This window comes from Pseudomonas sp. KD5, assembly GCF_012932895.1.
In the GTDB taxonomy this organism is placed as follows: Bacteria; Pseudomonadota; Gammaproteobacteria; order Pseudomonadales; family Pseudomonadaceae; genus Aquipseudomonas.
In genome coordinates this window covers 226,504-241,109 of the sequence record NZ_JDWJ01000004.1, presented here as the reverse complement: position 1 = coordinate 241,109, position 14,606 = coordinate 226,504, and the positions used below count along the sequence as shown (strand labels likewise).

Annotated in this window: 12 protein-coding genes; all 12 read right to left on the bottom strand. The window is 60.5% G+C overall.

Annotated elements, in window-relative coordinates; all coding sequences use genetic code 11:
* Window positions 1-37: 37 nt before the first annotated feature.
* Window positions 38-985 (bottom strand): choline ABC transporter substrate-binding protein, encoded by a 948-nt coding sequence (locus AF70_RS10900; RefSeq protein WP_028939608.1) that lies wholly within the window; start codon window positions 983-985, stop codon window positions 38-40.
* A gap of 327 nt (window positions 986-1,312) precedes the next feature.
* The gene (hutG, locus tag AF70_RS10895; RefSeq protein WP_018929176.1) at window positions 1,313-2,116 is read right to left on the bottom strand and encodes an N-formylglutamate deformylase; all 804 of its coding nucleotides are present in this window, start codon (window positions 2,114-2,116) and stop codon (window positions 1,313-1,315) included.
* Window positions 2,117-2,126: 10 nt separating this feature from the next.
* Entirely contained in the window at window positions 2,127-3,332 is a 1,206-nt protein-coding gene (hutI, locus tag AF70_RS10890; RefSeq protein WP_018929177.1) for an imidazolonepropionase, read from the bottom strand.
* Window positions 3,333-3,349: 17 nt separating this feature from the next.
* Window positions 3,350-4,759, bottom strand: coding sequence for an amino acid permease (locus AF70_RS10885; RefSeq protein ID WP_028939607.1), 1,410 nt, complete (start codon window positions 4,757-4,759; stop codon window positions 3,350-3,352).
* Between the two features lie 82 nt (window positions 4,760-4,841).
* A complete protein-coding gene (hutH, locus tag AF70_RS10880; protein ID WP_018929179.1) occupies window positions 4,842-6,380 on the bottom strand; it encodes a histidine ammonia-lyase in 1,539 nt (512 codons plus the stop codon).
* A gap of 113 nt (window positions 6,381-6,493) precedes the next feature.
* Entirely contained in the window at window positions 6,494-8,017 is a 1,524-nt protein-coding gene (hutH, locus tag AF70_RS10875) for a histidine ammonia-lyase (RefSeq protein WP_028939606.1), read from the bottom strand.
* A 144-nt stretch (window positions 8,018-8,161) separates the two neighbouring features.
* A complete protein-coding gene (locus AF70_RS10870) occupies window positions 8,162-8,992 on the bottom strand; it encodes a glycine betaine/L-proline ABC transporter ATP-binding protein (RefSeq protein ID WP_018929181.1) in 831 nt (276 codons plus the stop codon).
* Window positions 8,989-9,840, bottom strand: coding sequence for a proline/glycine betaine ABC transporter permease (locus tag AF70_RS10865; RefSeq protein ID WP_018929182.1), 852 nt, complete (start codon window positions 9,838-9,840; stop codon window positions 8,989-8,991). The genes AF70_RS10870 and AF70_RS10865 overlap by 4 nt, the downstream gene beginning before the upstream one ends.
* Before the next feature lie 70 nt (window positions 9,841-9,910).
* Window positions 9,911-10,879, bottom strand: a complete 969-nt coding sequence (locus tag AF70_RS10860; protein WP_018929183.1) for an ABC transporter substrate-binding protein — start codon at window positions 10,877-10,879, stop codon at window positions 9,911-9,913.
* Window positions 10,880-11,049: 170 nt separating this feature from the next.
* Window positions 11,050-12,747 (bottom strand): urocanate hydratase, encoded by a 1,698-nt coding sequence (hutU, locus tag AF70_RS10855; RefSeq protein WP_028939605.1) that lies wholly within the window; start codon window positions 12,745-12,747, stop codon window positions 11,050-11,052.
* A gap of 450 nt (window positions 12,748-13,197) precedes the next feature.
* The gene (locus tag AF70_RS10850; RefSeq protein WP_028939604.1) at window positions 13,198-13,767 is read right to left on the bottom strand and encodes a HutD family protein; all 570 of its coding nucleotides are present in this window, start codon (window positions 13,765-13,767) and stop codon (window positions 13,198-13,200) included.
* Between the two features lie 12 nt (window positions 13,768-13,779).
* On the bottom strand, window positions 13,780-14,490 hold the full coding sequence (gene hutC / locus AF70_RS10845) for a histidine utilization repressor (RefSeq protein ID WP_161793960.1): 711 nt from the start codon (window positions 14,488-14,490) through the stop codon (window positions 13,780-13,782).
* Window positions 14,491-14,606 lie beyond the last annotated feature (116 nt).

Genomic DNA, 14,606 nt, shown 5'->3' with positions numbered 1-14,606 from the left:
TCAGTTCGAAGTTTTTGATTGATAACCTTTGCCGCGGTCAATTTTTGAGACTGGCCTGAACGGTTGCCACGCCATCCTTGCCATCGAAACTGCTGACACCCGCCAGCCAGCGCTGAAGGTCTTCGGGATGATCACGCAGCCACTGTTTGGCGACATCCTGCGGCGTCTTGCGCTCCATGATCGGCACCATCAACTGGCTTTCCTGGGCAGCGGTGAAGGTCAGGTTTTCCAATAGACGGTTCACGTTCGGGCAACGCTCGGCATAGTCCGGCGCGGTCACAGTGGAAACGGTCGCCGCGCCTTCGTTCGGGCCATAGACGTCTTCGCTGCCGGTCAGGTAGGCGATGTTCATGTTGATGTTCATCGGATGCGGGGTCCAGCCGACGAACACCACGAACTCCTTGCGATTGACCGCCCGCTGCACGGCGGCGAGCATCCCGGCCTCACCGGACTCGATCAGCTTGAAGTCCTTCAAACCGAAGCGGTTGGTCTCGATCATGGTTTTGATGGTGGTGTTGGCACCGCTGCCCGGCTCGATGCCGTAGATTTTGCCGCCCAACTGATCCTTGAACCTGGCGATGTCAGCGAAGGTTTTCAGGCCGGCGGCAGCGACGTAATCAGGTACCGCGAGCGTTGCCTGGGCGTCGGCCAGGCTCGGTTTATCCATGACCTTCACTTGATTGGCAGCGACGAACGGGGCGATATTCTTGTCCATCGCCGGTTTCCAGTAACCGAGGAAGATATCGAGGCGTTTGTCGCGGATGCCGGCGAAGATGATTTGCTGTACGGCGCTGGTTTGCTTGCTTTCATAGCCAAGGCCATTAAGCAGCACATCGGCCATGCCGCTGGTGGCAATGACGTCGGTCCAGTTGACCACGCCCATGCGCACGGTCTTGCAGGAAGCGGGGTCGTTGGCGAAAACGCTGGTGCTCAGAAGAGCAGTGCCGGTGAGGATTAACAGACAGCGGTTGAACAGTCGTTTCATCGGGAAGGCTCGCTCGGCAGCAGATTATTGTGGGCCCGGTGTCTTCGTGCACCGTGCCCACAACGTTACGCAGCGCCGAGTCGGCAAAAGTGACCTGTGGCGACCGTGTTTTGCACGGTGGCGACTGTCCTGATGCGTTATCAAGGCGAACACTAATCTGTGGCGAGGGAGCTTGCTCCCGCTGGGTTGCGAAGCAGCCCCCAAACCATTCAACCGAGCTTCATCAGATACGCCCGACCAACCGGGTTTACGACGGCTTCGCCGCCGAGCGGGACGGTGCGGCGATCCGACAAGCTCCCTCGCCACAAAGGCCCGTTCGCCACAGGGTTACGCGCTGTAATGCTTTTCGCCCCACGCCAACAACCCTTGCAGCAACTCCCTGAGCACCACCTGAGTCGGTTCCGCCAGATCCGGGCGATAACGGAACGGCTGGAACTCTTCCATATACGTGCACTGGCCCAACTCCAGTTGCACGGCATGAATGTTCTCGGCCGGATTGCCATAATGCCGGGTGATGTGACCGCCCTTGAAGCGACCGTTCAGCACATGGCTGTAATCGGTGTGCTTCGCGCAGATCGCTTCCAGCTGTGTGGCCAACTGTGGATCGCAGCTGGCGCCGTTGAAGGTGCCGAGGTTGAAGTCCGGCAGCTTGCCGTCGAACAGGTGCGGGATCACCGAGCGGATCGAGTGCGCGTCGAACAGCAGCGCGTAGCCGAACTCGGCTTTCAGCCGCGCCAGCTCTTCCTGCAAGGTGCGGTGGTACGGCGTCCAGATCTGCTCCAGATACGTCGCCCGCTCTGCAGCCGACGGCTCCAGCCCTTCGCGGAACAACGGCACGCCATCGAACAGCGTCGCCGGATACAGACCGGTGGTGGCGCCGACATATAAAGGCTTGTCGTCGGACGGCCGGTTCAGGTCGATGACAAACCGCGAGTACTCGGCCGCCAGGGTGCTGGCGCCCAGTTCGGCGGCGAATTCATAAAGCCTGGGGATATGCCAATCGGTGTCCGGCAGGCTTTTCGCGTCAGGGATCAACCCCGCTTCCACCGTCGGGGTCAGGCGCAGGCCGGCGTGGGGCATGCTGATCAGCAGCGGCACGCGGCCTTGTTTGAAGTTCAGAACCTTATCCACAACCGCTCTCCTACAGATTTGATTCAACGCCGTGACGCACGACGCGTTTTTCCAGGTCGCCGCCCAGCCAGTACGACAGGTCGGCCGGACGATCGATTTGCCAGGCGACGAAGTCTGCGACCTTGCCGGCTTCCAGCGAACCGTGGGTTTGGCCCATGCCCAACGCGGTGGCGGCATGAATAGTCGCGCCCGCCAGTGCCTCTTCCGGAGTCATGCGGAAACAGGTGCAGGCCATGTTCAGCATCAAGCGCAACGACAACGCCGGCGAGGTGCCCGGGTTGAGGTCGCTGGCGATGGCGATTTTCACCCCGTGTTTGCGCAGGGCTTCCATCGGTGGCAATTGGGTTTCCCGCAGGAAGTAAAACGCGCCGGGCAGTAATACCGCGACGGTGCCGGACTTGGCCATGGCGATGGCGTCGTCTTCGGTCATGAATTCCAGATGATCGGCGGACAGTGCGTGGTAACGCGCCGCCAGGCTCGAACCGTGCAGCGATGACAATTGCTCGGCGTGCAGCTTCACCGGTAAGCCGAGGTTCTGCGCGGCGACGAACACCCGCTCGACCTGCTCTGGCGAAAACGCCAGGTATTCACAGAACGCGTCTACCGCATCCACCAGCCCTTCGGCCGCCAGGGCCGGGAGCATTTCGCTGCAGATGTGATCGATGTAGGCGTCGGCGCGGTCGGTGTATTCCGGCGGCAAGGCGTGGGCCGCCAGGCACGTGCTGCGCACGCTGACGGGTAGCTCGGCGCCGAGACGGCGGATCACCCGCAGGATCTTGCGTTCGCTGGCCAGGTCCAGGCCGTAGCCGGATTTCATTTCGACGGTGGTCACGCCATCACGCATCAGGCTTTTCAGACGCTTGGCGGCGCTGGCGAACAGCTCATCTTCGCTGGCGGCGCGGGTGGCGCGCACGGTGCTGGCAATGCCGCCGCCGGCAGCGGCGATTTCCGCGTAGCTGACGCCTTGCAGGCGCTGCTCGAATTCGCCGCTGCGGTTGCCGCCGAACACTGTGTGGGTGTGGCAGTCGATCAGGCCCGGAGTGACCCAGGCCCCGCTCAAGTCATTGACGGCCGGGTACTCGCCGGCCGGCAGTTCGGCGCGTGGGCCGATCCACTCAATGTGCGCACCGGACGTCACGATGGCCGCATCCTCGATGATCGAGTAGACGCCTTGCGCCATGGTTGCGACGTGGCAGTGTTGCCAGAGCGTTTTCATCCTTGGCCTCCGTTAGGTTATCGATGAGAAAAAATGGGTTCCTGCTCAACCAGTACCGCCTTGCCTGCCGCCGGCTTGACCCACGTCAGGTAGGCCAGCACCAGCAACACAATCCAGACCACGCCGACGATCAACGCCGCCTGGGTATCCGGGAAATAACCCAGCACGCCGAAGATGAACAGCATGAAGGCAATCGCCGCCATCGGCGCATAGGGCCAGAACGGCACCGGGAATTTCAATTGCGCGACCTGCTCGGCACTCATGGAGCGACGCATGGCCACCTGGGTGAACAGAATCATCAGCCAGACCCACACCGTGGCAAACGTCGCGATGGAGGCGATCAACAGAAACACGTTTTCCGGGATCAGGTAGTTCAGCAACACACCCAGCAGCAGAGCGCAACTCATCACCATCACCGTCAACCACGGCACGCCATTGCGCGACAAGCGAGCGAAGCCTTTCGGTGCGTGCCCTTGCTGAGCCAGGCCATACATCATGCGGCCCGCGCCGAAGATGTCACTGTTGATGGCCGACACCGCCGCCGAGATCACCACGATGTTGAGGATGGTCGCCGCCGAGCTGATCCCCAGGTTGTCGAAAATCTGCACGAACGGGCTGCCTTGGCTGCCGATCTGCTGCCACGGGAAGATCGACATCAGCACCAGCATCGTCAGCACGTAGAACAGCAGGATTCGCAACGGTACGGCATTGATCGCGCGAGGCAGCACATGCTGCGGGTCTTTGGCTTCACCGGCGGTAACGCCGATGATTTCAATACCGCCAAAGGCAAACATCACCACCGCAAACGAGGCGATCAAGCCGCCCACGCCATTGGGCATGAAGCCGCCCTGGGTCCAGAGGTTGCTGATATCGGTCGCCTGGGCACCGGGCGCATTGCTGATGCCGAACAGCATGATGCCGAAACCGCCGAGGATCATCGCGACGATGGCCGCGACCTTGAGCAGCGACAACCAGAACTCCATTTCGCCGAAGACTTTGACGTTGCACAGGTTCAAGCCGCCGACCACCGAAACGATGCCCAGCACCCAGATCCAGCGGGAGACTTCCGGAAACCAGAAACCCATGTAAATGCCGAATGCGGTCACGTCGGCCATACCGACAATGACCATTTCAAATGCGTAGGTCCAACCGAGGATAAAGCCCGCCATTGGCCCCAGATAGGTGCTGGCGTACTGGCCGAAAGAACCGGCCACCGGGTTATGCACCGCCATCTCGCCAAGGGCGCGCATGACCATGAACACCGCCGCGCCACCGATCAGGTAAGCGAGCAGGACCGCGGGGCCGGCCATTTGAATGGCCGAGGCAGAACCGTAAAACAGCCCGGTGCCGATCGCCGACCCCAGTGCCATGAAGCGAATATGTCGGGCAGAGAGCCCGCGTTTCAAACCTTTTGCTGGCTGTTGCATTTCTCGTCCTTAATTATTCTTATTCGACGCTAAATGATCATTCCCACGCTCCGCGTGGGAATGATCATCAGAGAAGGAGCTATTACAGGCTAGGCAGCAACTTCGCCGTCACCAGGCCATTCAGGCAACGCGTAGCCAACAACTCACTGGCCGCATTGATGTCTGGCGCAAAGAAGCGGTCCTTCTCGTAGAACGGCACTTCAGCACGCAGAATGGCGCGGGCTTTTTCCAGTTTTGGCGAGGTTTTCAGACCGTCGCGCAGATCCAGACCCTGGGCCGCCGCCAACCATTCCACCGCGAGAATCCCGCGAGTGTTCTCGGCCATTTCCCACAGACGCTTGCCGGCAGCCGGCGCCATGGACACGTGGTCTTCCTGGTTGGCGGAAGTCGGCAGGCTGTCCACCGAATGCGGATGGGACAGCGCCTTGTTCTCGCTGGCCAGTGCCGCAGCTGTTACTTGAGCGATCATGAAGCCCGAGTTCACGCCGCCATTGGCCACCAGGAACGGCGGCAGTTGCGACATGTGCTTGTCCATCATCAGCGAGATGCGGCGTTCACTCAGGGAACCGATTTCAGCAATGGCCAGAGCCATGTTGTCGGCAGCCATGGCTACCGGCTCGGCGTGGAAGTTACCGCCGGAGATCACGTCGCCTTCAGCGGCGAACACCAATGGGTTGTCCGATACGGCGTTGGCTTCGATGGCGAGCACTTCGGCGGCCTGACGGAACTGGGTCAGGCAGGCGCCCATGACTTGCGGCTGGCAGCGCAGGGAGTACGGGTCCTGGACCTTTTCGCAGTTCTGGTGCGAGTCGGACACTTCACTGCGCTCGCCCAGCAAATCGCGGTAAGCAGCAGCGGCGTCGATCTGGCCTTTCTGGCCGCGAGCGGCATGAATACGCGCGTCGAATGGCGAGCGCGAACCCAGTACCGCTTCGACCGTCAGGCCGCCAAGGGCCAGGGCGCCGGCGAACAGATCTTCGCCTTCGAACAGGCCACGCAGGGCGTAGGCGGTGGACACCTGAGTGCCGTTGAGCAGCGCCAGACCTTCTTTCGCTGCCAGGGTCAGCGGTGTCAGACCGGCGACTTTCAGCGCTTCGGTGGCGGGCAGCCATTCGCCTTTGTAGCGCGCCTTGCCTTCACCCAGCAGTACCAGCGACATGTGCGCCAACGGCGCCAAATCGCCGGAGGCACCAACCGAACCTTTCAGAGGAATATGCGGGTAAACCTCGGCATTGATCAGCGCGATCAGTGCGTCGATCACCTGACGACGAATGCCGGAGAAACCACGGCTCAGGCTGTTGACCTTGAGCACCATGACCAGTCGCACCAGGGCGTCGCTGATCGGCTCGCCGACACCGGCGGCATGGGACAGCACCAGCGAGCGCTGGAGGTTTTCCAGGTCTTCGCTGGCGATGCGGGTCGAGGCCAGCAGGCCGAAACCGGTGTTGATGCCATACGCGGTGCGGTTCTCGGCGAGGATCTGTTCCACGCAGGCAACGCTGGCTTCGATTTGCGCCGAAGCGCTTTCGTCGAGGGTGATTTTGACCGGTTGCTGATACACATCACGCAGTTGGGCAAGGCTCAGTTGGCCGGGAATCAAATTAAGCGCAGTCACATTCATTCTCCTTTTGAGAGCATTTTTATTAACTAACCAGACGCTCCGGAGATATCCGTTGTCCGTCGCTTCCCGCCTTTTGGAGGGGCCGCGCCTTGGCACGCTGGTGGTTGTGGAAATCAGTTGAGGTTCGGTACAGCCTTGTGCAGCAAAATCGGGTCTTTCAAAACAGCAGCGGCGCTGGCGATGTCCGGCGCCAGCCAGCGGTCCTGGTCGTAGGCCGGAATACGTTCGCGCAGCAGGCGCCACGCGGCATCGGTGCCGGCGCCGAAGCGTTGTTCTTTCAGGAATTCAAAAGCCTGAGCCGCCAACAGGTACTCGATGGCGAGGATCTGCGTGCAGTTTTCCAACGCGCGATGCAGCTTCAGCGCGGCGTTGGTGCCCATGCTCAGGTGGTCTTCCTGCAAGCCCGAAGTGACGTAGTTATCGAGCACCGCCGGTTGCGCCAACTGGCGGTTTTCCGCACACAGCGACGCGGCGACGTATTGCACGATCATCATCCCGGAGTTCACGCCCGGATTGGCCACCAGAAAGGCCGGCAAACCGCTGACGTGCGGGTTGACCAAGCGGTCCAGGCGACGCTCGGCGATAGAGCCGATTTCGGCCATGGCAATGGCGAGCAAGTCAGCCGCCAAAGCAACTGATTGGCCGTGCGGATTGGCCTGGGACATGACGCGGAAATTGTCCGGCGTGCCCAGCAGCAACGGGTTGTCGGTCGCGGAGTTGAGCTCGGTTTCGATCTGTTTTCTGGCGTGTTCCAGCTGATCGCGGGCAGCGCCGTGCACTTGCGGAATCGAGCGGATGCTTAATGCATCCTGAGTGCGAATGCCTTTGCTGTTGGCGATCACTTCACTGCCGTCGAGCAACGCTCGCAGATTGATACCCACCTGTTGCATGCCCGGATGCGGTTTGAGCGCAATGATCTCGGCATCGAACGCGGCAATCTGGCCGCGCTGGGCTTCGAAGCTCATGGCGCCGATCACATCGGCCCACTGCACCAGGTTCGTTGCATCGGCCAGGGCCAGGCAGCTGAGGCCGGTCATGCACGGTGTACCGTTGACCAGGCACAAACCATCTTTGGCACCCAGTTGAACCGGTTGCAGCCCTTCTTCGGCCAAGGCTTGTTGTGCAGAAACGATCTGCCCGCGATAGCTGACATTACCGACGCCCAGCAGCGCGATGCCGATGTGGGCCATGTGGGTCAGATAACCGACCGACCCCTGGGACGGCACTTGCGGAGTGATGCCGCGATTGAGCAGCGCCAGCAACGCTTCGACCACCCGGCGGTGAATGCCGGATTTGCCATGGCTGTAGTTGTGGATCGCGGCGCAGAGAATCGCGCGAGTCTGCTCGTCGGACAGTGGAGCACCGACGCCGCAGGCATGGCTGAGCAAGGTGTTGCGCGACAGCTGGCTGAGTTGTTCGTCCTTGAGCGAGACGTTGCACAAGGCGCCCAGGCCGGTGTTGACGCCATAGGCGCGCTCGCCGCTGGCGACGATGCGCTGGACGATCGCCTGGGCATTCTCGATCCGCGTCCAGGTTTGGGCCGACAGCTCAAGCTGCGCGCCGTGGCGGGCGACCGCGACCACATCCTGCCAACGCAACGGGGCATCGGCGATAACGATTTTTTCAGCCTGGGACATCTAGAGCCTCATACAAAATTCATGGACGTATGACACCTGTGGCGAGGGAGCTTGCTCCCGTTCGACCGCGCAGCGGTCGCAGATTTTCAGGGCCGCTTCGCAGCCCAGCGGGAGCAAGCTCCCTCGCCACAAAAACGATCAACCTCAAACCACCGCAGCCCGCCGCTGTACGAACCGGTCTACATACTCATCCGCCGGCGAATGCAGGATCTCTCGTGGCGTGCCGACCTGAATCAGCCGGCCATCCTTGAGGATCGCGATGCGGTTGCCGATGCGCACGGCCTCATCGAGGTCGTGGGTGATGAAGACGATGGTCTTGTGCAGGGTCTTTTGCAGTTCCAGCAACTGGTCCTGCATTTCGGCGCGGATCAGCGGGTCGAGGGCGCTGAAAGCTTCGTCCATCAGGATGATGTCAGTGTCCGCCGCCAGGGCGCGAGCCAGGCCCACACGCTGGCGCATACCGCCGGAAAGCTGATGCGGGTATTTGTTTTCGTAGCCCTTCAGGCCCACGGTGTTGATCCAGTGCAGCGCGCGCTCGGCGCACATCTGCTTGCTCTCGCCACGCACTTTCAGGCCGTAGGCGACGTTATCCAGCACGCTTTTGTGCGGCAGCAGGCCAAAGCTCTGGAACACCATGCTGATCTTGTGCCGGCGAAATTCGCGCAAGGCTTCCATGTCGTATTGCAGGATGTCCACGCCGTCCACCAGGATCGCGCCGCTGGTCGGGTCGATCAGGCGGTTGAAGTGACGCACCAGGGTCGACTTGCCGGAACCCGACAGGCCCATGATCACGAAGATCTCGCCGGTGCCGATGCTCAGCGACAGGTCATTCACGCCAACCACGCAACCGGTTTCGGCCAATACCTGGTCTTTGGTTTTGCCCTGGCTAATCATGGCCAGCGCATCCTTGGAACGGTTGCCGAAAATCTTGAAGACGTTTTTGACTTCGATCTTGCTGATGGCTGCGTTGCTCATTTGCTCACCTCATGCCGTGCACGACCGTACGCCTGTGTAATGCGGTCGATCACCACTGCCAGAATCACGATCGCCAGACCGGCCTCAAGACCACGTCCGACGTTGAGGGTCTGAATCCCCACCAATACGTCTTCACCCAAGCCACGGGCACCGATCATCGAGGCGATCACCACCATCGACAGGGCCATCATGGTGGTCTGATTGATCCCGGCCATGATGCTCGGCAGGGCCAGCGGCAGTTGCACGCCGAACAGTTGCTGCCAGCGGTTGGCACCGAAGGCGTTGATCGCTTCCATCACTTCACCGTCAACCTGGCGAATACCCAGATCGGTCAGGCGGATCAGCGGCGGCGCAGCGTAAATAACGGTAGCGAAAATCGCCGGGACCTTGCCCAGGCCGAACAGCATCAGCACCGGGATCAGGTACACGAAGCTCGGCATGGTTTGCATGATGTCCAGCAACGGCATCAACACCGAACGCAGGCGATTGCTGCGCGCAGAAAGAATGCCCAACGGAATGCCGATCAGCACCGAGATGACCGTCGCCACCATCATCAGCGCCAGGGTCTGCATCAGCTTGTCCCAGAGACCGACCGCGCCCACCAGGAACAGCAGGCCGACGATGACCGCCGTGGTCACGACTTTGCGGGTCGCGTGCCAGGCCACGCCCGCCACGATCGCCAGCATCAGCCACCAGGGCGCCGCACGCAGCAGCCCTTCAAGATTGACGATGGCCCACAGCAGGGTGTCAGAGATGCTGCGGAACACGTCGCCGTAGTTGGTGACCAGCGTATCGACCCAACCGTTGACCCAGTCGGCGATGGAAAAGGTAAAGCTTTCGGGAAACATAAGAGACTCTCAATCAAGGGGTTGCAATCAAGCATCCGACTGCCGTTGCCGACAGTCGGAGAGGCTCAACCTACAAGGCCGCGTCGATTTTCTTGGCTGCGTCTTCGCTCACCCACGCGTGCCAGACTTCAGGATGTTCCTTCAAGAAGATCTTGGCCAGTTTTGGCGACTCGATCCGCTCTTTGGCCATACGCCCCAGGTTCTGATTCAACAGGTCGATCGGCAGGTTGACCTTTTCCAGCACGGTCACCAGTTCCGGGGCCTGCTCGTGGAAAGTCTTGGAGAGGCCGACCTTGATGGTCACGCGCTTGTCGACACCCGGTTTTTCTTCCAGTTTGACCACGTCGATCTGACCCATCAGCGGGGTTGGCGACCAGTAGTAGAACAGGATCGGCTCGCCACGCTTGTAGCTCGACAGCACCGCCGCATCCAGCGCCGGGCCGGTGCCTGGACGGAAGTTGGTGTAGCTGTTTTCCAGGCCGTAGCTTTTCAGCATTTCGCTGTTATCCAGCTCGCAGGTCCAACCGGCCGGGCAGTTGTAGAAACGCCCTTTGGATGGCTCTTCGGCGTCCTTGAATACCGCGGAATATTTAGCCAGATCGGCAATGTTTTTCAGGTCCGGCGCCTTGGCTTCCAGTTTGCGCTTGGCGTCGCCTTCGATCACGTAGCGCGGCACGTACCAGCCTTCGACGGCACCCACCACCGGAGCGCCGACACCGACGACCTTGCCGGCCTTCTCGGCCTTGTTCCAGACTTCGCTGCGGCCGACCCACTCTTCGGCGAACACTTGGATGTCGTTGCTGCTCAGGGCGTTTTCCATGGTGATGGAGTTGCCCGGCAGGCTGTCGGTCTTGCAGTCGTAGCCTTTCTCCAACACGACTTGCAGCACGTCGGTCAGCAGCATGGCGCTTTCCCAGTTCAGGCCGGCGAATTTCACCGGTTTACCCGATTCGCACCAGCCAGCCGCCTGGGTAGCACCGGCACTGGCCAGCAGGCCCATGGAAAGCAAAGTGGTCAGCAGGGTCTTGTTCGATTTCATTGTGTGACGCTCCTAATCATGAGTTGGCTTACGGCAGTCAAGAGGCATCCAGCCCTGTCCACGTCCAATCAGGCCTGCGCTACGCGCGACCCGCCCCGCTTATTGTTGGGTCTGCAACATCGTGATCTCTGCAGGAGCTGCCGCGACAGCTCCTGCAGTGGTCTTTTCTCTTATTTGCCGGTGATCATCGGCAGGTTCAGCCCTTGTTCCTTGGCGCAGTCGATCGCGATCTGGTAACCCGCATCGGCGTGACGCATGACACCGGTGGCCGGGTCGTTGTGCAGCACGCGAGCGATACGTTCAGCCGCTTCGTCAGTACCGTCGCAGACAATCACCATGCCCGAGTGCTGGGAGAAGCCCATGCCGACGCCGCCGCCGTGGTGCAGGGAAACCCAGGTCGCGCCGCTCGCGGTGTTCAGCAGAGCGTTGAGCAGTGGCCAGTCGGACACGGCGTCGGAACCGTCCTGCATCGATTCGGTTTCGCGGTTCGGGCTGGATACGGAACCGGAGTCCAGGTGGTCGCGACCGATCACGATTGGCGCGGACAATTCACCGCTACGGACCATTTCGTTGAACGCCAGACCGAGCTTGGCGCGCAGGCCCAGGCCAACCCAGCAGATACGTGCCGGCAGACCCTGGAAGCTGATGCGCTCGCGAGCCATGTCCAGCCAGTTGTGCAGGTGGGCGTCGTCCGGGATCAGTTCTTTGACTTTAGCGTCGGTCTTGTAGATGTCCTGCGGATCACCCGACAGCGCAGCCCAACGGAACGGGCCGATGCCACGGCAGAACAGTGGACGGATGTAAGCCGGTACGAAACCCGGGAAGTCGAATGCGTTCTCCACGCCTTCTTCTTGCGCCATCTGACGGATGTTGTTGCCGTAGTCGAAGGTCGGAACCCCCATTTTCTGGAAGTCCAACATCGCTTTAACGTGCACGGCCATCGATTGCTTGGCGGCTTTGACCACGGCAGCAGGTTCGGTCTTGGCGCGAGCGCGGTATTCGTCCCAGGTCCAGCCGGCCGGCAGGTAGCCGTTGAGCGGGTCGTGGGCGCTGGTCTGGTCGGTGACCATGTCCGGACGCACACCGCGACGAACCAGTTCCGGGAGGATTTCCGCGGCGTTGCCCAGCAGGGCGATGGAGATCGCCTTGCCTTCGGCAGTGTATTTGGCGATACGGGCCAGGGCGTCGTCGAGGTCTTTGGCTTGCTCGTCGACGTAACGGCTTTTCAGACGGAAATCGATGCTGACCTGCTGGCATTCGATGTTCAGCGAGCAAGCGCCGGCCAGGGTTGCAGCCAGAGGCTGAGCGCCGCCCATGCCGCCGAGGCCTGCGGTCAGGACCCAACGACCTTTCAGATCATCGTTGTAATGCTGGCGACCGGCTTCGACGAAGGTTTCGTAGGTGCCTTGAACGATGCCCTGGCTGCCGATGTAGATCCAGCTGCCGGCGGTCATCTGGCCGTACATGGCCAGGCCTTTGGCGTCGAGTTCGTTGAAGTGCTCCCAGTTCGCCCAGTGGGGTACCAGGTTGGAGTTGGCGATCAGAACGCGTGGTGCGTTGCTGTGGGTCTTGAACACGCCGACCGGCTTGCCGGATTGCACCAGCAGGGTCTCGTCGTCGTTCAGGTTGGTCAGGCTTTCGACGATCTTGTCGTAGCATTCCCAGTTACGTGCCGCACGACCGATACCACCGTAAACCACCAGTTCTTTAGGGTTCTCGGCGACTTCCGGGTCGAGGTTGTTCATCAGCATGCGCAGCGGCGCTTCAGTCAGCCAGCTCTTGGCGGTCAGCTTGTTACCACGCGATGCGCGGATTTCAACGTCACGGTGCTTAGTAAAAGAAGCGGTCGTAGGTTTATTCTCAGTCACGAAAAGAACTCCTCAGCAATCAATCCAAACCAACCCAGGCAGTGGGCGAGCAAGCCGATGGGCATCAGTGCACATCAGCGAATCAGTGGACGATGGTTGAGTCTTCGTGACTCATACACATACGTCTTTACTTGTACATACAAGCATATGCAATCAAGCGGCCAACTTGTTGAATGAGCATCCAAGAAAATTTCTTACAGGGCTGGAAAGCGCCTGGATCAAGGGTTCTGGCGTAAGTGAAATTTTTCGCGGGGATTTATTCGGGGACGTGCTGGTTGTTACTTGAGCATGGTTTTGCGCCACGCTGGGGCGTTCGGTAACAAATTGGTGCGCGATGGGGAACGGATTTGCGAGGACGAAAAGCATCGCGGGCAAGCCTCGCTCCCACAAGATTGTCATCGACCTTGTGGGAGCGAGGCTTGCCCGCGATAGAGGCGACTCGATATTGGATCAGCGTGCAGTCAGCTCAATGACGCAGCACGAACCATTGATGGCGACGCCCAGCAGACCGACGTTACCGTCCAGTTGCAGGCAATCATGGCGACCGAGTTGCGATGCGCTGTTACCGACCTTCACTTCCAGCGCTTCACTGACACTGAACACCAGCAGAGTCCCGGCTTCACTAAAAAACCGCTGCTTGCCTTCCAGCCACTGCAACCGCGCACTGTAACGATCCGGCGCATAAATCAGGTTGAAGTCGCGAATCGGCCCACCGAGCAATGCGCAGGACACGTGACTCTCGCCACTGAAAGCAAACGGGTCGAGCGGTAACAACGCTCGCGTGTCCTGGCCATCGACGCGCAAGGTCATGCCCTCGCCTTGCAGCACGGTGATCACCCGCTCATAACCGGCAAAGGTGGAAAAACCGCCCGACTCGCCGATGTCGGCAATCGACAGGCGCCAGCCAAAACCATCAAGACCTACCCCCGTATCACGGGTGATTTCTTCAGTGCTGCCGCCGCCGTTCTTCCACGGCATGCGCGGGTAATCGGCCGCGCGTAAAACCTTCAACTGACTCATTTATGGCTCTTCTTATTTGTGGAACCGTCCTTCCAGACGATGACGGGAACCGGGGTGGATCAAACGGGCAGCGGTCACTGGCTGACGGCCGGACCAGGTGCGGCGACGAATCAGCAGGCACGGTTCGCCCTTTTCAATCTGTAGCAACTTGCACTCGGACGGCTCGGCGAGAATCGCTTCGACCACATGCTCGCCTTCGGTCAACGGCGCGACCTGATTCAGATAGGCGTAAGGCGTTTGCAGGGTGAAGTCTTGCTTGAGGTAGTCCGGCGCCACCAGCGCGTTGACGAAACGGTCTTCGATTTGCACCGGGATATCGTTTTCGAAATGCACGATCAGCGAGTGGAACACCTTCTGGCCTTCGCGCATGTCCAGGGCCAGGGCCCGCTCGGAACCGGCGGCCTCTTCTTCGAGGGTGATCACCTTGCACGTGTGACGATGACCACGGGAGGCGATCTCGTCGGCGATGTTGTGCACTTCAAACAGCGCAGACTGACTTTTTGGCTCGGCGACGAACGTTCCAACGCCTTGCATACGCACCAACAGGCCGTCGGCGGTCATCTCGCGCAGGGCGCGGTTGATGGTCATGCGGCTGAAACCCAGCTGGTTGACCAGTTCGCTTTCCGACGGAACGCGGTAGTGCGGCGGCCAGTTTCCACTGTCGATTTGCTGGGTGATCATCTGTTTTACGCGGGCGTACAAGGGCGCCGGACTGTCGCCCATGTTCGCGGCCAACGGGGAGACTGCAGGCGGAGTCGGCACGGTTAATCCTTGTTCATTTGGTAGAGGTTGCTAGCTTGCCGGAGTTTACCGAGCAGGCAAACGTCTGTATATGTATA